Source organism: Streptomyces sp. NPDC002853 (assembly GCF_053591915.1).
In genome coordinates this window covers 472970-492972 of sequence record NZ_JBSFUS010000006.1, presented here as the reverse complement: position 1 = coordinate 492972, position 20003 = coordinate 472970, and the positions used below count along the sequence as shown (strand labels likewise).

22 protein-coding genes are annotated in these 20003 nt (G+C 70.3%); 16 read left to right on the top strand and 6 right to left on the bottom strand.

Going from position 1 to position 20003, the window contains the following annotated elements; translation table 11 throughout:
* Positions 1-43: 43 nt before the first annotated feature.
* Positions 44-697 carry a winged helix-turn-helix transcriptional regulator gene (locus tag ACWD02_RS19330; RefSeq protein ID WP_451211833.1) on the bottom strand — a complete coding sequence of 218 codons (654 nt, stop codon included), beginning with the start codon at positions 695-697 and terminating at the stop codon, positions 44-46.
* An 84-nt stretch (positions 698-781) separates the two neighbouring features.
* Here ACWD02_RS19330 and ACWD02_RS19325 point away from each other — a divergent pair, with 84 nt between their 5' ends.
* The 11 genes from ACWD02_RS19325 to ACWD02_RS19275 all read left to right on the top strand — a co-directional run bounded on the left by ACWD02_RS19325 (position 782) and on the right by ACWD02_RS19275 (position 10566).
* The gene (locus ACWD02_RS19325; protein WP_451211831.1) at positions 782-1993 is read left to right on the top strand and encodes a pyridoxal phosphate-dependent aminotransferase; all 1212 of its coding nucleotides are present in this window, start codon (positions 782-784) and stop codon (positions 1991-1993) included.
* Between the two features lie 31 nt (positions 1994-2024).
* Positions 2025-2633: a peptidase gene (locus ACWD02_RS19320; RefSeq protein WP_451211828.1), complete on the top strand. Its 609-nt coding sequence runs from the start codon at positions 2025-2027 to the stop codon at positions 2631-2633.
* Between the two features lie 35 nt (positions 2634-2668).
* On the top strand, positions 2669-3913 hold the full coding sequence (locus ACWD02_RS19315) for an FAD-dependent monooxygenase (RefSeq protein WP_451212094.1): 1245 nt from the start codon (positions 2669-2671) through the stop codon (positions 3911-3913).
* 70 nt (positions 3914-3983) lie between these two features.
* A complete protein-coding gene (locus ACWD02_RS19310; RefSeq protein WP_451211825.1) occupies positions 3984-5303 on the top strand; it encodes a VWA domain-containing protein in 1320 nt (439 codons plus the stop codon).
* Positions 5303-6097 (top strand): hypothetical protein, encoded by a 795-nt coding sequence (locus ACWD02_RS19305; RefSeq protein ID WP_451211822.1) that lies wholly within the window; start codon positions 5303-5305, stop codon positions 6095-6097. Before ACWD02_RS19310 ends, ACWD02_RS19305 begins: the two co-directional genes overlap by 1 nt.
* 80 nt (positions 6098-6177) lie before the next feature.
* On the top strand, positions 6178-6771 hold the full coding sequence (locus ACWD02_RS19300) for a histidine phosphatase family protein (RefSeq protein ID WP_451211819.1): 594 nt from the start codon (positions 6178-6180) through the stop codon (positions 6769-6771).
* 53 nt (positions 6772-6824) lie between these two features.
* A complete protein-coding gene (locus tag ACWD02_RS19295) occupies positions 6825-7409 on the top strand; it encodes a TerD family protein (RefSeq protein ID WP_363209647.1) in 585 nt (194 codons plus the stop codon).
* A 101-nt stretch (positions 7410-7510) separates the two neighbouring features.
* Positions 7511-8416 (top strand): TIGR03619 family F420-dependent LLM class oxidoreductase, encoded by a 906-nt coding sequence (locus ACWD02_RS19290; protein ID WP_451211816.1) that lies wholly within the window; start codon positions 7511-7513, stop codon positions 8414-8416.
* Between the two features lie 97 nt (positions 8417-8513).
* Complete coding sequence (locus tag ACWD02_RS19285; protein WP_451211813.1) at positions 8514-9167, top strand: hypothetical protein; 654 nt, start codon at positions 8514-8516, stop codon at positions 9165-9167.
* Positions 9168-9194: 27 nt separating this feature from the next.
* Complete coding sequence (locus ACWD02_RS19280) at positions 9195-9617, top strand: acyl-CoA thioesterase (protein ID WP_451211810.1); 423 nt, start codon at positions 9195-9197, stop codon at positions 9615-9617.
* 136 nt (positions 9618-9753) lie between these two features.
* Complete coding sequence (locus ACWD02_RS19275) at positions 9754-10566, top strand: SAM-dependent methyltransferase (protein ID WP_451211807.1); 813 nt, start codon at positions 9754-9756, stop codon at positions 10564-10566.
* 28 nt (positions 10567-10594) lie between these two features.
* Here the strand turns inward: ACWD02_RS19275 and ACWD02_RS19270 are convergent, their stop codons facing one another.
* Positions 10595-10990, bottom strand: coding sequence for a winged helix-turn-helix transcriptional regulator (locus ACWD02_RS19270; RefSeq protein WP_451211804.1), 396 nt, complete (start codon positions 10988-10990; stop codon positions 10595-10597).
* Between the two features lie 174 nt (positions 10991-11164).
* Here ACWD02_RS19270 and ACWD02_RS19265 point away from each other — a divergent pair, with 174 nt between their 5' ends.
* Both ACWD02_RS19265 and ACWD02_RS19260 read left to right on the top strand, forming a co-directional pair.
* Entirely contained in the window at positions 11165-12568 is a 1404-nt protein-coding gene (locus ACWD02_RS19265; RefSeq protein ID WP_451212091.1) for an MFS transporter, read from the top strand.
* Between the two features lie 121 nt (positions 12569-12689).
* On the top strand, positions 12690-13628 hold the full coding sequence (locus ACWD02_RS19260; protein WP_451211802.1) for a hypothetical protein: 939 nt from the start codon (positions 12690-12692) through the stop codon (positions 13626-13628).
* On the opposite strand, the gene ACWD02_RS19255 is transcribed toward ACWD02_RS19260, so the two are convergent.
* Positions 13603-14058 (bottom strand): ATP-binding protein, encoded by a 456-nt coding sequence (locus ACWD02_RS19255; RefSeq protein ID WP_451211800.1) that lies wholly within the window; start codon positions 14056-14058, stop codon positions 13603-13605. The genes ACWD02_RS19260 and ACWD02_RS19255 overlap by 26 nt on opposite strands.
* 156 nt (positions 14059-14214) lie before the next feature.
* On the opposite strand from ACWD02_RS19255, the gene ACWD02_RS19250 reads away from it, so the two are divergent.
* Complete coding sequence (locus tag ACWD02_RS19250; protein WP_451211798.1) at positions 14215-15042, top strand: helix-turn-helix domain-containing protein; 828 nt, start codon at positions 14215-14217, stop codon at positions 15040-15042.
* Positions 15039-15284: a DUF397 domain-containing protein gene (locus tag ACWD02_RS19245; protein ID WP_451211795.1), complete on the top strand. Its 246-nt coding sequence runs from the start codon at positions 15039-15041 to the stop codon at positions 15282-15284. Before ACWD02_RS19250 ends, ACWD02_RS19245 begins: the two co-directional genes overlap by 4 nt.
* A 6-nt stretch (positions 15285-15290) precedes the next feature.
* Here ACWD02_RS19245 and proP read toward each other — a convergent pair whose 3' ends face one another.
* Both proP and ACWD02_RS19235 read right to left on the bottom strand, forming a co-directional pair.
* Positions 15291-16814, bottom strand: coding sequence for a glycine betaine/L-proline transporter ProP (gene proP / locus ACWD02_RS19240; RefSeq protein ID WP_451211792.1), 1524 nt, complete (start codon positions 16812-16814; stop codon positions 15291-15293).
* A gap of 184 nt (positions 16815-16998) precedes the next feature.
* The gene (locus ACWD02_RS19235) at positions 16999-18861 is read right to left on the bottom strand and encodes an alpha-L-fucosidase (RefSeq protein WP_451211789.1); all 1863 of its coding nucleotides are present in this window, start codon (positions 18859-18861) and stop codon (positions 16999-17001) included.
* A 327-nt stretch (positions 18862-19188) separates the two neighbouring features.
* Between ACWD02_RS19235 and ACWD02_RS19230 the strand changes: the two genes are divergently transcribed.
* Positions 19189-19575 carry a hypothetical protein gene (locus tag ACWD02_RS19230; protein WP_451211786.1) on the top strand — a complete coding sequence of 129 codons (387 nt, stop codon included), beginning with the start codon at positions 19189-19191 and terminating at the stop codon, positions 19573-19575.
* On the opposite strand, the gene ACWD02_RS19225 is transcribed toward ACWD02_RS19230, so the two are convergent.
* Positions 19544-19897, bottom strand: coding sequence for a winged helix-turn-helix transcriptional regulator (locus ACWD02_RS19225; RefSeq protein WP_451211783.1), 354 nt, complete (start codon positions 19895-19897; stop codon positions 19544-19546). The genes ACWD02_RS19230 and ACWD02_RS19225 overlap by 32 nt on opposite strands.
* Positions 19898-20003: the final 106 nt, after the last annotated feature.

Genomic DNA, 20003 nt, shown 5'->3' with positions numbered 1-20003 from the left:
TGTATGCGGGTGGCCGCTCCGAGCACGATCCGGTTTCGCCGGATCAGCCGGCGCGCAGGGCCTTCGCGAGGACACCCTCGCCGGACACCTCGATGCGGCCCGCCCGCACCCCTTCGGCGACCGTCAGCGCGCCCCGGCCCACCGCGACACAGGTCTCCGCGTCGAGGGTGAGGAGTGCGTCGGGGGCTTCGGGGGCGGGCCCGTCGCCGTACGACCCGGCGGCGTCCCCCACCCGTACGTGGAACTCCCCCTCGTCCAGGCGGACCTGCACCACCCCCTCCACGCCGGGCCCCGCAAGGACCCGGAGCAGCGGCAGCGCGAACCAGTGGGCGCGGACCGCATCAGTCGGCGCACGCTCCTGGAGGGCGGGTGCGCCCCAGGTGGCGAGCGCCTGGAGGACCGGCAGCAACTCGCTTCCCCGCTCGGTCAGTTCATAGACGTACGCGGCCGAGGGCGGGGGAAGGCGGCGGCGCGTCGTCAGGCCCTCGCGCTCCATGTCCTTGAGCCGGGACGCCAGGACGTCCGTGCTCACGCCCGGCAGGTCGGCGTGCAGATCGGTGTAGCGGCGCGGGCCGGCCAGCAGTTCCCGGACGATCAGCAGGGTCCAGCGGTCACCCACGGCGTCCAGGGCGCGGGCGGCGGCGCAGTACTGGTCATAGCGTCGGCGGGACCTGGCGGCAGGTGGCGTGTGACCCATGCGGCACAGTCTATGCAAGTTGTTGGACTTTCCAAGCTCCAGCTTGGTAAAACCAAGTAACTCACGTCACGGGAGGCACAGCGCATGGAGTTCCGGCAGTCCAGCAAGCTCAGCGAGGTCTGTTACGAGATCCGGGGCCCGGTCATCGAGCACGCCAACGCCCTGGAGGAGGCGGGACACAGCGTCCTGCGCCTGAACACCGGCAACCCCGCGCTCTTCGGCTTCGAGGCGCCCGAGGAGATCGTCCAGGACATGATCCGGATGCTTCCGCGGGCGCACGGTTACACGGACTCGCGCGGCATCCTCTCGGCCCGCCGCGCCGTCGCCCAGCGCTACCAGGCGCTCGGCCTCGACGAGGTCTCCGTGGACGACGTCTTCCTCGGCAACGGCGTCTCCGAGCTGGTCACCATGGCCGTGCAGGCCCTCCTTGAGGACGGCGACGAAGTCCTCATCCCCGCCCCGGACTTCCCGCTGTGGACGGCCGTGACGACCCTCTCCGGAGGCAAGGCCGTCCACTACACGTGCGACGAGTCCGCGGACTGGTACCCGGACCTGGACGACATGGCGTCGAAGATCACCGACCGGACCAAGGCCGTCGTGATCATCAACCCGAACAACCCCACGGGCGCCGTGTATCCCAAGGAGATCCTGGAGGGCATCCTCGACCTCGCGCGCCGCCACGGACTGATGGTCTTCGCCGACGAGATCTACGACCAGATCCTGTACGACGACGCCGTGCACCACAGCGTCGCGGCCCTCGCCCCCGACCTCGTCGTCCTGACCTTCTGCGGCCTCTCCAAGACCTACCGCGTGGCGGGCTTCCGCTCGGGCTGGCTGGTCGTCACGGGCCCGCAGCAGCACGCGAAGAGCTACCTGGAGGGCCTGACGATGCTCGCCTCCATGCGCCTGTGCCCGAACGCCCCCGCCCAGTACGCCATCCAGGCCGCGCTCGGCGGCCGGCAGTCCATCCGCGAGCTCACCGTCCCGGGCGGGCGCCTGTACGAGCAGCGGGACATGGCGTGGCGGAAGCTGAACGAGATCCCCGGCGTCTCGTGCGTGAAGCCCAAGGGCGCGCTGTACGCCTTCGCGCGCCTCGACCCCAAGATTCACCCCATCCACGACGACGAGAAGTTCGTCCTCGACCTGCTGCTCCAGGAGAAGATCCAGGTCGTCCAGGGCACGGGCTTCAACTGGCCGCGGCCCGACCACTTCCGCATCCTGACGCTCCCTTACGCTGACGACCTCGACGCGGCCATCAGCCGCATCGGCCGCTTCCTCAGCGGCTACCGCCAGTGACCTGGCGCCACCACAAGACGACGGGGGTCGTGTGTCTCTCTGTTCAGCCTGCCGGGTCCCTTCCCTGACCCAGTTCGCCTCGCCCGACCTCGTCGGGCCCATCGTGTACGGCGCGTTCGACCGCGCGGACGACCCCGCCTGGGCGGAGTCGGGCGCCGCCACCCTCGACGACTACGCGCGCTGGTGCGGCCATCTGTGCGGCCTGACCTGCCTGCGGATGGCGCTGGGCCCGGACGCGCCCTCGCTCTTCGAGCTGCGGGACGGCGCGCTGAAGTACGGCGCGTACACGGAGGATGCCGACGGCACGATCCGCGGGCTGATCTACGCGCCGTTCGCGGAGTACGTGCGGGACGTGCACGGCGTCAACGCCACGGTCCACCGGCACCTCACGGTGGACGAGGTCACTGGCTTGCTCGACGAGGGGCGCTCGGTCATGGTCTCGGTGCACTACGAGATCCGCCGCCCGCACCTGCCCTCGCCCGGCCGGGGCGGTCACCTGGTGCTGGTCACGCGGCGTTCGGCGGACGGCGGTCTGCATCTGCACAACCCGTCGGGCATCGACGCCGGGACGCGGACGGCGGACATGTCACTTTCGGACTTCGCACCGTTCTTCGCCGGACGCGGGGTGTCCCTGCACTGACAGGGGATCATCCTTGCTGCCAGGATGGCGCGATGATGCGTGGAGGCAGGGTCGCCGTCGTGGGCGGGAGCGTCGCCGGATGCGCCGCCGCACTCGCCGCGTACCGCGGTGGCGCCGCAGAGATCACCGTGTACGAGCGGGCGGCGGAGTGCCTGGCGGACCGCGGGGTCGGGCTCGCGGTGCACAACTCCCGTTACGCGGAGCTGGATTCCGCCGGGTACCTGGACGCGGACATGCCGTGGGTGCAGCTGGAGCGGCGCCGCTGGTATGTGCGGGGCGGGTCGGCGGCCGGGCCGCTCGGGCACGAGATCGGGGCGATGCCGTTCGCCTTCCGTACCTACAACTGGGGTCCGCTGTGGCGTGAGTTGCGGGGCCGCGTGCCCGATTCCGTGGTTTTCCGCGCGGGCATGGCGGTGGACGAGGTGCGAACGGGCACGGAGGGTGCCCAGGACCCTGAGGGCGCCGAAGTGGTGACCGCTGACGGCACCGAGCGCTTCGACCTCGTGATCGGCGCCGACGGCTACCGCTCCGTGGTCCGTGCGGGGGTGTTCGCCGGCGTACGTCCCGCGTACGCCGGTTATCTCGCCTGGCGGGGCGCCTTCCCGGCCGGCCGGCTGCCGGACCCGGGGCTGTGGGCCCAGGAGGACTGCGCGTACGTCGTCTTCCCCGGCGGCCATGTCATCGTCTACCGCATCCCCGACGGGGTCGGCGGCCACCGCGTCAACTGGGTCCTCTACACGACACCGCCGCCGGGCCTCGACCTGGGGCTCGGTGTCGACCTGCGGCTCACCGCCCCCACCAGCCTGCCGCCCGGCGGGCTCACGGAGGCCCTCGCCTCGCATCTCACCCACGTGTGCGAAGAGTTGCTGCCTCCCTACTGGGGCGATCTCATCCGCGCGACCACCCCCGACGAGCTCTTCCTCCAGCCGATGTACGACTACACGGCGCCCCGCTACACCACGGGCCGCGTGCTCCTGACGGGCGACGCCGCCACCGTCGCCCGGCCGCACACCGGGGCGGGCGCGGTCAAGGCGCTGCAGGACGCGACGGTCCTGGAGTCCGCCTTCGCCACGGCCACGACCTGGGCGGACGCGCTCGACACCTACGACACCGACCGCGCTGTCGCCGGTGCCGCGATGGTCGATCTGGGGCGGTGCCTCGGCCGCGCGCTCGTCGAGGAGACACCGGCGTGGCACACGATGGACCAGACGGCCCTGGAGACGTGGTGGAAGCAGGCCGACGGAGGCGGGGTCTTCGGGGGCCGTGAGCTGAGGCGCTGAGCCGGGGCGGCACAAGGTCATACCCACCCGCCGGTTTGGGTATGCACGTCAAGATCAATAAGATCCGGCGATGATCACAAGACAACGGCTGGCGGCCGGGGCCTTCGCCCTGCTCGCCGCCTTGACCGCCGGGCTCGGCACGGCGGGCCCCGCCGCGGCCTCCTCCGCCGGTGACGACGAACCCGCACAGCCCTCGCCCAAGGTCGAGCTCGTCCTCGACGTCAGCGGTTCGATGCGGGCCCGCGACATCGACGGCAAGTCCCGGATGGCGGCGGCGAAGCAGGCTTTCAACGAGGTGCTCGACGCCACGCCGGACGAAGTGCAGCTCGGCATACGGACGTTGGGCGCCAACTATCACGGTGACGACCGCAAGACGGGATGCAAGGACACCGAGCTCCTCTACCCGGTGGCGGAGCTCGACCGCGCGGGGCGCACGGACGCGAAGACCGCGGTGGCCACGCTCGCGCCCACCGGCTGGACGCCGATCGGCCCGACCCTCCTGAAGGCCGCCGACGACCTCAAGGACGACAACACCGAGCGCAGCCGCCGGATCGTCCTCATCTCCGACGGCGAGGACACCTGCCGGCCGCTCGACCCCTGCGAGGTGGCCCGCAAGATCTCCGCCGAGGGCATCCACCTCACGGTCGACACGCTCGGCCTGGTGCCGGACGCCAAGACCCGCGACCAGCTGAGCTGCATCGCGGAGGCGACCGGCGGGACGTACACCTCGGTGCGGCACACCGATGAACTCTCGGGCCGCGTCAAGCAGTTGGTGGACCGCGCCGCGGACCCCGTGGCCACTCCGGTGGCCGCCGACGGCGCGGCTCAGTGCTCCGACGCCCCGCAGCTTAAGGCGGGTGTCTACACCGACCGCGAGAAGTTCGGCGAGCACCGCTGGTACCGCGTCGACGTCAGGCCCGGCCAGGAGCTGCGCGCCTCCGTCAGCGTCGGCGCCGACCGCGCGGTGAACAAGGACTACGGCGTGCTGCTGCGGGCCTCGACCGTGCACGGCCGCGAGATCGTCCGGGGTTCCGAGGCGGGCGACGGGCGTACGGACGTGATCTCGACCGGCCTGCGCTATCCGAAGCCGGACGCGGACGGTGACGACGAGGAAGGGACGGACGGGAAGAGCGGGCCCGCCGCCGAGACCGTGTGTCTCCAGGTCAGCAACTCCTACTCGGCGCCTTCCTCGGTGAAGACGACCCCGGGGCTGCCCGTCGAGCTCGCCGTCGATCTGGTGGACGCGCCCGACGAGGCGTCGGACGTGGCGTCCTTCGGTCTCGGCAACGGCTGGTGGCTGCTCGGTGTGCTGATCCTCACGGGCTTCGTCGCCGGTCTGGTCTGGGGCTGGCTCTCGCGCTGGCGCTTCGCGGTCTGGAGGACCAACTGATGCGTAAGACACGTGTGTTGAGCCGGTTCGGCCTGCTGACCGGTGCCGCGCTGATCGCCCTGGCCGGGACGGCGGGGGCGGCGTTCGCCGACGCTTCCGACGACGCCGACGACAAGGCGGCCGCGCCCACCGAGGCCGGCACGTCCTTCCGTACGGCGACGCCGATCCAGCTGGACCAGGAGGCGACGGCGGAGGCGTCCACCGGCGACTACCTGTACTGGTCGTTCCCCGCCGACATCGGGCAGCGCCCCACCGTGCACGCGACGGTCAAGCTGCCCGAGGACGCCGCGAGGCACGGCGGCTCCACCTGGCAGGTCGACGTGTACGACGGGCTGCGGCGCCGCCAGGCGTGCCGGTTCGGCGCGCAGACGAAGACGGTCGCGCAGGACGCCGCCACGGTCGAGCTGTCCTGCACGCTGCGCACCGTGCGCGCGTCGGCCGAGCCGTGGGCCAACGACCCACTGCCCGGCACGTATTACGCGCGCCTGACCGTCACCGGCCTCAAGGCGGACGACCTGGGTCTTCCGATGCGGGCGGCGACGAAGGTGACGTCGAGCGACGCGGGCGGTGCGCAGGCGGTGGACGGCTCGCTGGCGAAGCCCTTGGTGCCGGGCATCGGCACCGACATGGCGGCGGAGTCCGGTGAGCCGGAGGACGGCTGGGCTTCGGCCTGGTGGTCGTCCCGCTGGCTGTGGACCGCGGGCGGTGGCGTGCTCGGTGCCCTGGCGGGCATCGGGGGCTACTGCCTGACGCGCGGCTCGGGCCGCCCCGCGCGCGTACCTGCGGGGATCTAGTCTCGGTGGTGGCCGGACCGGGCCCTTTCGCCGGACCGGCCACCACCGACAGAACCCCGAAAGACAGGAAGTTCCGCACCATGGGTGACCTGCTCCTCGTCCGGCACGGCGAGACCGAGTGGTCGATGAACGGCCGGCACACCAGCTGGACGGACATCCCGCTCACCGAGAACGGCAGGGAGCAGGCGCGGGGGCTCGCGCCGCTGGTGGGACGGTTCCGGATCGGGGCGGCGTTCACGAGCCCCCGGAAGCGGGCCAGGGACACGGCTGAGCTGGCGGGGTTCCCGGACGCCCGGGTCGACCCTGACCTGGGCGAGTGGGACTACGGGGCGTACGAGGGGGTCACGACGGTGGAGATCCATCGCACCCGCCCCGACTGGTATCTGTTCACGGACGGCGTGGCCCCGGGCCCCGCCGAGCACCCCGGTGAGACCCCGGAGCAGATCGGCGAGCGGGCCGACCGGATGCTGGCGAAGGTCGACGCGGCACTGGCCAACTACGAGTCCAGCGTGGTCCTCTTCGCGCACTCCCACTTCCTGCGTGTGCTGACGGCGCGGCGCCTCGGACTGCCGGTGTCGGGCGGGTCGTTGTTTCAGCTGGCGACGGGGACGGTCTGCCGGCTCAGCACGGAACACGGCCGCCCGGTGGTGGCGAGCTGGAACATTCGTCCGTAAAACCAGGCACACTCTGTCCCATATAGCTCTCTCACCACCAAGAAGGATCGCGAATGATCACGCTCAAGAAGGAAGACGGACCGGCGGATCTGGGCGGCGTGACCCGTCTGTCCATAGGTGTGTCGTGGGACCCCACCGTCGGCAGCAGCGGCGGTGTGCTGGGCAAGCTCCGGCAGAAGGCCGGCACCGACCTCGACCTGATCGCCATCGCGATGGCGGGGGCGGACCCGGTGCGGCTCGCGGGCCTCGACTCGCTCGACCCGCTGGGCAACGGCTCGCTGGTGCACAGCGGCGACAACCAGACCGGCAAGGGTGACGGCGACGACGAGACGGTGACCGTCGAGTTCGAGCGCGTGCCGGACAACATCACGTCCATCGTGTTCGTCGCCGCCGCGTACAAGAAGCGCAGCGCCTTCCAGAACGCGCGCAACATCAGCTTCAAGGTGTACGACGCCACGGGCGGCAGCACCCAGCAGGTCGCCGACATCTGGCCGAGCCTGCTCACGAACGACAACGGCTGCGCCGTGGCCAAGGCGGTCCGGGAGGGTGGTGCCTGGAAGCTCCAGGTCATCAACGAGACCGGCAAGATCAAGCAGGGCGACGAGCAGGCCCTGATGCGCTTCGCCATGAGCAAGTAGCGCGAGCGACAGCGGTCCGGGCCGGCCGGTTTCCCCGGCCGGCCCGGACGGGCCGTGCCTCGGTTCGACACACACCCCGAAGATCATCAAGACTTGCCGCCATGCGATACGGCGTGAATCTCCTCAACTTCGGCTCCGGCACCACCCCCGACTCCCTCGTACGCCAGGCGACCAACGCCCGTGACCTCGGGTTCGGTCTGGCGATGATCTCCGACCACATCACGGTCACCCCCGACGTGCACTCGGTCTACCCGGCCCCCTTCTACGACCAGTTCGTGCTCGCCGCACATCTCGCGGGTCGCGTACCGGGGCTGCGGCTCGGCACGACCATCACCGTCATCCCCTACCGCCACCCGCTCCAGACCGCCCGACTCGCCGCCAACATCGACCAGCTCAACGAAGCGGGCTTCATCCTGGGCGCCGGCGTCGGCTGGTCCCGCGCGGAGTACGAGGCCCTTGGCGTCCCCTTCGAGGAGCGCGGCGCCATCACCGACGAGTACCTCACCGCGATACGCGCCGCGTGGGCCGAGGAGACGACCTCCTTCAAGGGCCGGTACGTCGCCTACGAGGACATCCGCAACGCCCCCGCCCCGGCGACGCGGCTGCCCGTCTGGGTCGGCGGCAACTCCCCCGCCGCCCAGCGCCGCGCGGCCCGCCTCGGCGAGGGCTGGCACCCGTTCATGCCGACCCTCGAAGTCCTGCGTACGGCGCTGCCCCGCATCGCGGCGGAGGCCGAGGCCGCCGGGCGCCCCACGCCCGACCTCGTGCCCCGCCTCCAGCTCAGGCTCACCGCGCAGCCGGACACGGCCGACCGCCCCCTCGGCCACGGCAGCCTCGACCAGCTCCGGGCCGACCTTCAGACGCTGGCCGAGCTCGGCGCCACGGACGTGCTGCTCGACACGTACCCGGGCACGCCCCACGAGCGCGGCAGCGCCGACGACGACCGGCGCACGCTCGAACTGGTCGTGGAGAAGGTGGTCGACCCCGCCACGGGCACCCTTCGCTGAGTCGGCAGGCCGCGGACAGCCGGTGTTCGGCGGCCGTTGTCAGTGGCGCGAGGCACTATCGGAACCAGGCAGCAGGACCTGGGGAAGAGGTGGGCACATGACGAAGCCTCCGACAGCCGCTCAGCGGCGCATCATCGAGGCCGCCGACCCGGCGACGGGACGGCTGACCGGGAGCGAGGCACAGCTGACGGGACTCGTGCGGCACCGCCTCGCCTTCCGGCACCCCCGTCCGCCGCACGCCTATTTCCTGACGCCCACGGGCCACCGCCTGCGGGAAGGCACACAGGAACCCGCCGCCGACGCCCCCGGCCCTCCCCCGGCCGCGCCCGCTCCGTCCGGCCTCTTCGCCGCCCGCACCGGCGCCGAGCCCGCGCCGCCGCCGGACGCCGAACGACCGGCGGCCCGCGCACGCGACGTACGCAGCGCCTGGGAAGGCCTCCTGGAGATGCGCCGCATGACCAACCCGGACGGCGCGCGGGACCGCCCCTGTGCCTGGGAGCGGACGCATCTGGTGCAGGCCGCCGCGCTGGCCCTGGAGGCGGCGGGCGGTCGGCCCGGCCCCGACGGCTATCGGGTGGACGCGACCCCGCAGCCCGAGGCCGTGGCCGTGCGCGAGGCGTCGCCGGACGGCCTGCGGGCCCGTGCGAGCGCGCTGGAGGCGGCGGGCTGGCAGGTCAGCGAGCATGCCGAGCGGGCCGGTGGCGCGCGCTATCTCCTCGCCTCGCCCCGAAGAAGCCAGACATCGAAGTGACCGTGCAGAACCGTCGAAGGGAATGTCGTGTCGGAGCCGTTTTCCGTGAGCATCAGCGTCCGTGGGTACGAGACGGACGCGCAGGGCCACCTGAACCAAGCCGTCTTCCTGCAGTACGCCGAGCACGCCCGCTGGTCCGTGCTGCGCGCGGCCGGGATCGAGCAGGCCGATCTGCTCGCCAAGGGGGTGGGCCCGGTCGCCCTGGAGAACACCATCCGCTACTTCAGCGAGCTGCGCGCGGGCGACGAGGTGGAGGTGACCTGCGAGTTCATCTGGGGGGAGCGCAAGACGTTCCGCATCGAGCAGCACGTCCGCAAGGCTGACGGCACCCGGGCCGCCGAGGTGCAGGCCGTGGGTGGCCTCCTGGACCTGAACGAACGGCGGATGGTGGCCGATCCGCGCGAATACTTCAGGGCCCTGGCAAGCGACCCAAGCGTGCTCGGCCTCTGACCGGCCTCCGACCGGCCTCCGACCGGCCTTCTGCGGCCGAGGAGTTGGGGGCGCACGTACGCGCGCCGGGAACTAGATTGGCGGGTGATCGTTCGTTCAAGTACCGAGCAAGCCCGATCACCCACCGGAGGCCCCCGTGTCGGACCGCGACCCCCAAGCCGACGCCGCCGCGGACATACGCGCGCGCATCGACACCAGCACGCCGCACTCGGCGCGCTTCTGGAACTACTTCGTGGGCGGCAAGGACAACTACGAGAAGGACCGCGAACTGGGCGACCACATCAAGCAGATCCACCCGGGTCTCGTCGACGTGGCGCGCCTGAGCAGACTCTTCCTCGGCCGCGTGGTCCGGCATCTGGCGACGGAGCGGGGCATCCGGCAGTTCCTCGACATCGGCACGGGCCTGCCGACGGCCGACAACACGCACGAGGTCGCCCAGCGCGTGGCCCCCGAATCCCGGATCGTGTACGTGGACAACGACCCGCTCGTCCTGGCCCACGCCCGCGCGCTGCTCACCAGCACGCCCGAGGGCGAGACCGCGTACATCGACGCCGACCTGTACGCCCCCGAGGCCATCCTGGAGCGCGCGAGCGCGACCCTCGACCTCTCCCGGCCGGTCGCCCTGATGATCCTCAACACCCTTGGCCATGTCGGTGATCACGCGCAGGCACGCGAGCTGGTGTCCCGGCTCATGGCGGGTCTGCCGTCCGGCAGCCATCTGGTCATCAGTGACAGCACCGCCACCAGCGACGGCATGATCGCGGCGTCGAACGCGTACAACAGGAGCGGCGCGATCCCGTACCACGTGCGCGGCGTCGAGGAGATCGCCGCCTTCTTCGACGGCCTGGAACTCGTGGACCCCGGCGTCGCGCAGGTCACCCGGTGGCGCCCCGAATCCGAGGACACGACCCCGGTCGACGCGTACGGCGCGGTGGGCCGCAAGCCATAGCCTCCCCCGCGGTCGTCCGAGGCGGGGGTCAGGCCTCCACCAGCCCCCGCTTCTCGTCGTAGTCCGCCCGGGACCGCGCGATCGTCACCCGGTGCCGCTCGGCCCACCCCGTCAGGGTCAGCAGCGTGCCGTGCAACTCCTCGGCCACCGGCGTCAGTTCATACTCGACCTTCGGCGGGACCGTCGGATACACCGTGCGCGTGAGCAAGCCGTCGCGCTCCAGATTCCGCAGGGTCAGCGTCAGCATGCGGCGGCTGATGCCCTCGATGCTGCGCTCCAGCTCCGTGAAGCGGATGGGGCCGTGCGCCGCCGCGACCAGGATCGGGATGCTCCATTTTCCCACCACCCTGTCAAGAACTTCGCGCATCGGGCACGCCTGCGCGTTCACGACCTGCGACGTAACACCCGTGTTCCCTTGGGACATTGAAGTTCCTCCTTCTCCTGACCTCCATGGTCACGCACGATGAACCCCGTTACAAGTCGTGCACCTATGCAGTTCATGGAGGTTTTCATCGTGTCCGAGGCCAGGGCTCAGCGCTCGTCCACCACACCACGCTCCCGTCGGGCATCGGTGGCCGTGCTGTCCTCGGGCCTCCTGATGACGATCATCGACGGCAACATCGTCACCGTCGCGATGCCGGCCATCCAGAGCGATCTCGGCTTCTCGGCACCGGGCCTGGCGTGGGTCGTGAACGCCTACCTCATCGCCTTCGGCGGCCTGCTCCTGCTCGCCGGGCGGCTCGGCGATCTCATCGGCCGCAAGCGGATGTTCGTCTCGGGTCTCGCCGTGTTCACCGCGGCGTCCGTGCTGTGCGGGGTCGCCACCGACCAGGGCCTGCTCATCGCGGCACGCGCCGCGCAGGGGGTCGGCGGGGCGATGACCTCGGCGGTCGTACTCGGCATGCTGGTGGCGCTCTTCCCCGAACCGCGTGAACAGGCCAGGGCCATCGCGGTGTTCAGCGCGGTCGGCGCCGCGGGCGGCGCGCTCGGCACGTTTCTGGGCGGCGCGCTCACCGAGGCCCTTAACTGGCACTGGATCTTCCTGATCAACCTGCCGGTCGGGGCCGTCGCACTCGTCGCCGCGGTTCGCGTCCTGACGAACGACCGCGGCACGGGACTTGCCGGGGGCGCCGACTACCCGGGCGCGGCGCTCGTCACCGGCGCTCTGATGCTCACCGTCTACACCATCGTCGGCTCCGCGGAGCACGGGACGCCCGCCACGCTCGCGCTCGCCGCCCTCTCCCTCGCCCTGTACGCCGCGTTCGCCGTGCGGCAGCACCACGCCACCCGCCCCCTGCTGCGCCTGCGCGTCTTCCGCTCCCGCACCCTGACCGGCGCCAACGCCGTGCAGGTCCTGATGATCGCGGGCATGTACGGCTTCCAGTACATCGGTGCGCTCTACTTCCAACGCGTCCTTGGCTACGGGGAGTTGAAGACCGGCTTCGCGTTCCTGCCCGCCCCCGTCGTCATCGGCGTCCTGATGGTGGGCCTGTCCGCACGGCTGATCGGCCGCTTCGGACCGTACCGCTCGTTGCTCGCGGGGCTTGCCCTCATCACGGCCGGCCTCGCCCTGCTCGGCCGCCTGCCCGCCGAGGGTTCGTACGTGGTCGACGTGCTCCCCGCGATGCTGCTGCTCGGCGCCGGGTTCGCGGCGGCGATGCCCGCCGTGACGGGGCTCGCGATGTCCGGGGCGCGCGAGGAGGACGCGGGGCTGGCCTCCGGGCTCTTCAACACCACACAGGTGGTGGGCGGTTCGCTGGGGCTTGCGGTACTGACCACGCTGGCGGCCGGACGCACGGAGAATCTGCTCGCGGACGGCGGGCAGACCGTGGCGGCCACGGCCGACGGCTACCGCCTCGCCTTCTGGGTGGCCACGGGCATCGCGGCCACGGGCCTCGCCCTGGCGGCGACGCTGCTGCGCCCCGGGCGCGGGAGGGCGACCGCCGTCAAAACCACCGGACCCGAGCGGGAGCCGGAGCACCGCGAACCCACGCCGGTGTGAGCCCGTCCGCTGGTTAGACCGATCCAGGTACTTCCCTTGCCTCTCGGCTTGCCGGGCCATTACGGTCCGGCAAGCCGTGAAAATCTACGCGCGTCGCACATCGAGCGAGAGGTCCCTGACCATGCGTAAGACCCTTCTGACCGCAATGACCGTACTGGGCGCGGGAGTTGTGATGGCCTTCGGCACCGGCCTGTCCGCGGCGCAGCCGGAGGCGGAGGCGGGCAGATGGCATCAGGTCGGGGACGACGTTAAGTCCGGCATCAGCGGCCTCACCGTCACCTACCGTTCGGGGGGCGATCTTCGCGCCCTCGTCGTACGCGACAACAAGCGGCCCGGCGAGAACCGCATCGCGGAGGTGACCCACCGCATCGGCCGTCCCGCCGAGGTCGCGGCGATCACCTGGCAGGACGGCATCGAGCCCGTGGACCTGGAGGCGGTCGACGCGGTGCCGGGCACGACCGACGAGTTCGTGGCCGTCGCCAGCCGCGGGATCGCCTACCACGTCAAGCTGACCGACGCCGGGGAGGCAGCGAAGGTCCTCGACATCACACCGCTGCCCGCGATCGGCGCCGGCGACAATTTCGAAAGCTTCAGCCTGACCGCACGGAACGGGAAAATGGCAGCGGTCTGGGCGGACCGGGGCAAGGGGGCGGACCGCCCGGCGACGCTGTACGCGGCCCCGTTCTCGATCGGGTCCTACGGCGAGTCGGAGTTCGGCGAGGTACAGAAGGCCACGCTCCGGGCGCCGTACCCCAAGGGGGACGTGCGCCACGCGTCGGACATCGAGGTGACCAAGTCGGGCCGCCTGCTGGTCAGTTCGGCGTCCGACGCCGGAGACGACGGCCCGTTCGACTCCGCCGTGAGCGACGCGGGCAAGCTGACCGTCACCTCCGGGGGTCAGGTGAGGCTGTCGGTCGCCGAGTCGCCCAAGCTCCTGGACAGGTTCGACGGCTACAAGATCGAGGCGCTGCGGTGCGTCCCCGGCTCCGACCTCGTGGCCCTCGGCACGGACGACGAGAACGCGGGCGGCTCCCTCACCACGCGTGAGCTCTGCGGCTGACACCGGCGGCGCCGACGTCGGCCCACACCGTCTTGCCTACCTCCCGCCCGACCACGCCCCACTCCTCGGCCAGTGCCGCCACGATCACGAGACCCCGGCCTGACTCGTCCTCCGACGACGGCAGTCCGGGCTCGTGCGGCGGCCTGTGCTCGCTCAGGGTGTCGGAGACCTCGACACGGAGCGTGTGCTTGCGGAGCGTCAGGCGGAGCTCGAAGTCACGGCCGGGCACGCGGCCGTGAGTGACGGCGTTCGCCGCCAGCTCGGCGACGATCGCCTCGACGGCGTCGGACAGCTCACTGTCGTACGGGATGCCCCAGCCGTCCAGGTGATACCTGGTCAGCCTGCGTGCGAGGCGGGCGCCCCGGGGCGTGGAGCTCAGTCGCTGGGTGAACTCCAGCAGGGGGGTGGCGGGTTCGGCTTGGGTCGGCATGGTGCCAACGGTGGTCGCCACCGGAGCCGTACACCAGCAACCAAACTCGTACGCTGAGTCAGCGTACGAGTACAAAGGGTGGACAGGGAGGGTAACGGACCGTGACCATGGGGCTGTTGGCGAAGATCAGCACACGAGCGTCGGGGGTTACCCGTGATGTCGTCAAGCAGCAAAGAGCCTGTGCCGTCGGACGGCATGAAGACCTTCGGCGCGGTCCTCAAGAGCTTCCGCAAACGCGCCGGGGCGACCCAGGAAGCGTTGGCCGAGGAGGTCGGCTGCTCCTCCCATTTCCTCGCCTCGATCGAGCAGGGCAGGCGATTTCCGCCGCCCGGCTTCATCGATCAGTGCGAGGCCGCGCTCGACGCGTTCGGCACGTTGCGGCTGGCGGCCAACCAGCTGTCGCGCAGCAAGCCGGGGCTCGCTTCCTGGTTCCGTCACTGGGCACGCCTTGAGCAGGAGGCGGTAGCCCTCTACACGTACGAATGCCGGTTGATTCCTGGGCTGTTGCAGACGGCAGCGTACGCCCGCACGCTCTTCGTCAATCAGCTGCCGCCGCTGGGGGACGAACAGATCGAGGCACAGTTGGCGGCGCGGATGGAACGGCAGCGACTGCTGACGGAACGGCCGAACACGGCTTACAGCTTCATTCTGGAGGAACACCTGTTCCTGCGCCGCATGGGCGGGCATGACGTCACCATGGAACTCATCGACCACATCCTCGGCCTCGCCGAGCGGCGGAACATCGAGCTTCAGGTCATGCCTGTGGTGAGGGCGAGCCATGCCGGGCTGGACGGTCCAGTTCAGCTACTGGAGACGCCGGACAATAAGTGGTTCGCGTACTCCGAAGGCCAACGAAGCGGGCAGCTCATCTCCGACCCGAAAGAGATCAGCATTCTCCAGATGCGGTATGCCAGGATGCGCCCACAGGCTCTCTCGTTCGAAGACTCGGTGAGCCTGCTCGAGCGGATGCGAGGAGCGGCATGAGCACCCCCGAACTGGCCTGGTTCAAGAGCAGCTACAGCAGCGGCTCCGGCGACGACTGCGTGGAAGTCGCCCTCACCTGGACCAAGTCCAGCTACAGCAGCGGCGGTGACGGCGACTGCGTAGAAATCGCCCCCTGCCCCACCACCATCCACGTACGCGATTCAAAGAACCCCGCAGGCCCCCAACTCGCCCTAGCGCCGCAGGCTTGGGCGGCGTTCACGGAGTACGCCGCCCAAGCCTGACCGCCGTCAGTACTGGGGCTGCGACGAAGGCTGCGAGTCCACCAGTTCCCGCGCTTCCTCGTCCGTGGCCACGGAAGGCGGGGAGCCCTCCAGGGGCTGGCGGGCCGATTCCTTCATGGCGGCCACCGCGATGATGCCGACCAGGCCCGCCAGCATCGTGTAGAACGCCGGCATCAGATCGTTGCCGGTCGCGCCGATCAGCGCGGCGACCACCAGCGGGGTCGTACCGCCGAAGAGCGAGACCGAGATGTTGAAGCCGATGGAGAGGGAGCCGTAGCGCACGTCCGTCGGGAACAGGGCCGGGAGCGACGAGGACATGACGCCCAGGTAGCAGACCAGGCACAGGCCCAGGATGAGCAGGCCGGAGAAGACCGCGACCGTGCCGCCCTGCTTGATGAGCAGGAACGCCGGGAGGGCAAGGACGAAGAAGCCCACCGAGCCCGCCATCAGGACAGGCTTGCGGCCGATGCGGTCGGAGAGTCGGCCGAAGGAGTTGATGAGCGCCATCAGGATCAGCATGACGATCACGATGGACATCAGGCCGCCGGTCTCGCCGAAGCCGAGATCCGTCAGGTACGTCGGCATGTAGGAGAGCAGCATGTAGTCGGTGATGTTGAACGCGGCCACCAGCGCGATGCAGAGCAGCATCGCGCGCCACTGGCCGACGAACGAGTCCTTGAAGGACTTCTTCTGGCGTTCGGCGGCCGGTCCGCTCTCCGCCTCCGCCATCTTCTGGAAGGCGGGCGACTCGTCGAGCTTCAGCCGCAGGTAGAGCCCGATGAGGCCGAGCGGGGCCGCCACCAGGAACGGGATGCGCCAGCCCCAGGACTGCATGGAGTCGTCGCTGAGCCCCATGGTCAGGGCGGTGACCAGGACCGCGGCGACGGTGTAGCCGATCAGGGTGCCGAACTCCAGGAAGGAACCCCAGAAGCCGCGGCGCTTGTCGGGCGCGTACTCGGCGATGAAGGTCGCCGCGCCGCCGTACTCACCGCCAGTGGAGAAGCCCTGCACCATACGGCAGAAGACCAGGAGGACGGGCGCCCAGACGCCGATGGTGGTGTAGCTCGGGATCAGGCCGATGGCGAGGGTCGCCGTCGACATCATGATCATGGTGAGCGCGAGGATCTTCTTGCGGCCCACGCGGTCGCCGAGCGGGCCGAAGAACATGCCGCCGATGGGACGGACGAGGAAGGCGGCCGCGAAGGTGGCCAGGGAGGAGAGGGTCTGCGCGGTGTCGTTCCCCGAGGGGAAGAACTCCTTGCCGATGATCACGGCGAGGTAGGCGTAGACGCCGAAGTCGTACCACTCCATGGCGTTGCCGAGCGCGGTCGCCTTGACCGCCCGCTTGACCTGGGCTTCCTCGGTGACCGTGATGTCGGACTGACGCAGGCGCGGGTTCTTGCGGCGGTGGATCGCGCGGAAGAGGGTGCGGTGACGTGCCACGGCCTCCGGTGCCGGCGGTGCGGGTATTTCGGGGGCTTCGGGCGCGCTCACGGTGCAGTCACTCTCTTGCTCGGCAATGGCTGTCATCGACCGCCTGACCTGGGAGGTCAGAGATCGACGGGCAGTCACCTGCCCAATTGGCGTCGATCAACACTGCCTATTTCAGAGAGTGGGACATGCCCGCCATTCGTCCTTGAATCGGGGGCCCCAAGTCCTGACTCGTCAGGACTTGGGGCCCGAATCGCTCAGCGAAGGACGCGCGGACCGCTGCTCACCGTGCGTACAGCTGCGCCGTCGGCACGATCTGCTGTTCCTGTCCGGGGCTGGACCAGAGCAGCTTCATGTGGGCCTCGCCGGTCTGTTCCGCGTACTCGACCTTGATCGAGTGCCGCTTGCCCGCGGTGAGGGCGACCTGCGCCTTGTCGATCTTCGGCTCGTGCGGCGTCCAGGAGTCGATGACGAGCTTGCCGTCGACCCACACCCGCGCCATGTCGTCCGAGACGGTCGTCAGCGTGTACGTCTCCGAGCGGCGCGGCTCCAGCGTGCCGGTCCAGCGGACGCCGAACCTGTCGGAGGGGATGCTCGCCGCCGGTGAGCCCGCGTACTTCCAGGCGTGGTTGATCGAGCGGTCGGTGCGGGTGATCTTGGGGGCGCCGCTCAGCTCGGCGTTGTCGAAGATCTCCTGCTTCAGGCCCTTGCCCTTGCCGGGGCGGGCGGTCGGGCCCGGGTCCACCTTCAGCTCGATGACCGTGGCGGTGTCGTTGGTCGCGGCGCCGGACGGCTTCAGGTCGAAGCCGTCGCCGGACTTGGTGACCGCCACCTTCTGATCGCTGCCGAGCACCCGCGCCGACGTGACCTCGAAGTCCGTACGTGCCTTCAGGTGCAGGGCGGCGCCGGGCGCGGGCCACTGGGTGACCGCCGCGTACAGCTTGTCGCCCTTGCGGCTGACCGAACCCCAGGACGGCTCCTCGACGAGCCCGCCGAAGCGCGCGCCGAACACCGCGTTGCCCTGGCCGGCCGTGCGCAGCCAGTCGCCCATCTGCTTCAGGCGGTCGACGGAGGGCTGCGGTACGCGGCCGCGGGCGTCGGGGCCGACGTTCAGGAGGTAGTTGCCGCTGCGGGACGTCGTGGAGAGGAGGTTCCTGACCAGGGTGGCCGACGACTTCCAGTCGGTGTCGTAGCGCGCGAAGCCCCAGTGGCCGTTGAGGGTCATGCAGGACTCCCAGAGCTGGCCGTCGACCGGGGCGCCGGGGATCTCCTGCTCGGGGGTGCCGTAGTCGCCGTCGACGACGCGGCGCTTGCCGACGCGGTTGTTGATGATCAGGTCCGGGTCGAGGTCACGGAGGTAGGCCTCCAATTTCTCGCCGTCCCGTGACGTCCAGGGGTTGTGGGGCTTGTCCGTCTCCCACTCGCCGTCGAACCAGAGCAGGGCGGGGTCATAGGTGTCGACCAGCTCCTTGAGCTGGGCGCGCATCCGCTTCTCGTACGCGGGGAAGGTGGCGGGGTCCGGGAAGTCCGGGTCGTGCCAGTCCCAGATCGAGTAGTAGAAGCCGAGTTTGATGCCCGCGTCGTCGGAGGCCTTCTTCAGCTCCGCGAGGATGTCGCGGTTCCTGTCGAAGGACGAGTGGTCGCGCAGGTTCCAGCCGTTGACCTTCGTGGGCCACATCGCGTACCCGTCGTGGTGCTTCGAGGTGATGACGATGTAGCGCATCCCGGCGTCCTTGGCCGCCTTCACCACGGCTTTCGCGTCGAAGTCGGCGGGGTCGAACGCGGCGGCCTGCTTCTCGTACTCGGCCTTCGGGATGTCGCACTGGCGCTGGATCCACTCGGCGTCACGGCACACGGAGCCGTCGGCCTTCTTGTACTCGCCCTCCAGGTTGGAGTACGCGCCGAAGTGGATGAACATCCCGAAGCGGTCCTGCCGCCACCAGTTGGTGCGGTCGGCGGTGAAGGGGTCATCGGTGGCGTGGTCGGTTCCGGGGCCGGCTGCGTGGCCGGTGGCCGCGTGGGATGTGGCGAGGGGTTCCGTCGGGGCGGCGACCGCCGAGGGGACGGCGGTCGCGGCGAGGGCCGAGGCGAGGAACAGGGCGATCCCGGCGACTCTTCGCCGGGTGCGGCTGAGCTGGGTGCGCATGGGGGCGGCTCCCTGAGGTTGACGGGTCGCTCGGGAACGTAGGGTCGAATACATCGGATGTCAATGCGCTCAACTGACCCTGATACGCCGGATGCTGGCACGATCGCGCTCCATCGCTCCGATGACTGTGTCACCTTGCGGCGGGAGTTGCGCACACCTGGACTTCCGTGGGCGGCCTCATGGACTTCCCGTGACGGCCACGCGCCAGTACGATTCGGAAATCGAAGCATGCGGCCACGACGCACCCCACCCCCACTGTCCACGCGCCCCACGCACCGCTCAGCTCAGCTCAACGCAACGCAACGCAACTCAGGAGGACCGGCACCGATGAGCCTCGACGTACGCGCCCTGCTCGCGCCCGACGCCCCGGACAAGGCGGGCCTCCGGCTCGCGCCGGACGTCGTCTTCCACAGCCCGGTCGCCGACTACAGCGGCCGGGACGACGTGGCGCACCTGTTCCAGAAGCTCGGGCAGTGCCTGACCGGGATCGAGCCGGTCCAGGAGTTCACCGAGGACGGCGAACGGCACGGCGTGACGACGTTCCACGGCAGCGTCCGGGACGCGAGCGTCTACGGCGCGTTCGTGCAGGAGGTCGACGACCAGGGCCGTCTCACCGAGGCCACCTTGCTGATCCGCCCGCTCAGCACGCTGCGGACCGCCGTGTCGCTCATGCGCGAAGCCCTTACGGCTGATCCGCTGCCGAGTTCGCGCTGACCTCGTCCGCCCAGCGCCGGGCCCAGCCGTCCAGGGGCAACAACGCCTGATGGGCCTCTCGCCCGAGCGCGGTCAACGCATAGGAAGAATCCGGCAGTTGATGCACGAGCCGGGCTTCGAGAAGCTCGGTCAGACGCTGGCGCAGCACACTGGACGACATGGCGTCGCACTGCTGGCGCAGCGCGCGGAACCCCATCGCCCCGGCCCGCAGCTCCCACACGATCCGCAGGCTCCAGCGCCGCCCGAACAGGTCGAGCGCGGCCATCAGGGGGCGGCCGGTGGTGGAGGCGGGCGTCGGCCGGCCTGGCAGCGGTGCGGTCATCCGGCGACGGTAACACCGTGCTTCGGCTATCGAAGCGGATGCCGCAAGCCCGGCATCCGTGGGGCTCTCGCGCGACCTTGACCGTGCCGCGCGCCCGGTTCATCGT

What these genes read in the sequence shown, in the direction of transcription:
- ACWD02_RS19285 (WP_451211813.1), top strand. Translation starts at nt 8,514, where the DNA reads ATGACGAAGCCTCCGACAGCCGCTCAGCGGCGCATCATCGAGGCCGCC.
- ACWD02_RS19265 (WP_451212091.1), top strand. Translation starts at nt 11,165, where the DNA reads ATGACGATCATCGACGGCAACATCGTCACCGTCGCGATGCCGGCCATC.
- ACWD02_RS19245 (WP_451211795.1), top strand. Translation starts at nt 15,039, where the DNA reads ATGAGCACCCCCGAACTGGCCTGGTTCAAGAGCAGCTACAGCAGCGGC.
- ACWD02_RS19315 (WP_451212094.1), top strand. Translation starts at nt 2,669, where the DNA reads ATGCGTGGAGGCAGGGTCGCCGTCGTGGGCGGGAGCGTCGCCGGATGC.
- ACWD02_RS19250 (WP_451211798.1), top strand. Translation starts at nt 14,215, where the DNA reads ATGTCGTCAAGCAGCAAAGAGCCTGTGCCGTCGGACGGCATGAAGACC.
- ACWD02_RS19305 (WP_451211822.1), top strand. Translation starts at nt 5,303, where the DNA reads ATGCGTAAGACACGTGTGTTGAGCCGGTTCGGCCTGCTGACCGGTGCC.
- ACWD02_RS19330 (WP_451211833.1), bottom strand. Translation starts at nt 697, where the DNA reads ATGGGTCACACGCCACCTGCCGCCAGGTCCCGCCGACGCTATGACCAG.
- proP (WP_451211792.1), bottom strand. Translation starts at nt 16,814, where the DNA reads ATGACAGCCATTGCCGAGCAAGAGAGTGACTGCACCGTGAGCGCGCCC.
- ACWD02_RS19295 (WP_363209647.1), top strand. Translation starts at nt 6,825, where the DNA reads ATGATCACGCTCAAGAAGGAAGACGGACCGGCGGATCTGGGCGGCGTG.
- ACWD02_RS19270 (WP_451211804.1), bottom strand. Translation starts at nt 10,990, where the DNA reads ATGTCCCAAGGGAACACGGGTGTTACGTCGCAGGTCGTGAACGCGCAG.
- ACWD02_RS19290 (WP_451211816.1), top strand. Translation starts at nt 7,511, where the DNA reads ATGCGATACGGCGTGAATCTCCTCAACTTCGGCTCCGGCACCACCCCC.
- ACWD02_RS19260 (WP_451211802.1), top strand. Translation starts at nt 12,690, where the DNA reads ATGCGTAAGACCCTTCTGACCGCAATGACCGTACTGGGCGCGGGAGTT.
- ACWD02_RS19230 (WP_451211786.1), top strand. Translation starts at nt 19,189, where the DNA reads ATGAGCCTCGACGTACGCGCCCTGCTCGCGCCCGACGCCCCGGACAAG.
- ACWD02_RS19235 (WP_451211789.1), bottom strand. Translation starts at nt 18,861, where the DNA reads ATGCGCACCCAGCTCAGCCGCACCCGGCGAAGAGTCGCCGGGATCGCC.
- ACWD02_RS19255 (WP_451211800.1), bottom strand. Translation starts at nt 14,058, where the DNA reads ATGCCGACCCAAGCCGAACCCGCCACCCCCCTGCTGGAGTTCACCCAG.
- ACWD02_RS19300 (WP_451211819.1), top strand. Translation starts at nt 6,178, where the DNA reads ATGGGTGACCTGCTCCTCGTCCGGCACGGCGAGACCGAGTGGTCGATG.
- ACWD02_RS19225 (WP_451211783.1), bottom strand. Translation starts at nt 19,897, where the DNA reads ATGACCGCACCGCTGCCAGGCCGGCCGACGCCCGCCTCCACCACCGGC.
- ACWD02_RS19325 (WP_451211831.1), top strand. Translation starts at nt 782, where the DNA reads ATGGAGTTCCGGCAGTCCAGCAAGCTCAGCGAGGTCTGTTACGAGATC.
- ACWD02_RS19310 (WP_451211825.1), top strand. Translation starts at nt 3,984, where the DNA reads ATGATCACAAGACAACGGCTGGCGGCCGGGGCCTTCGCCCTGCTCGCC.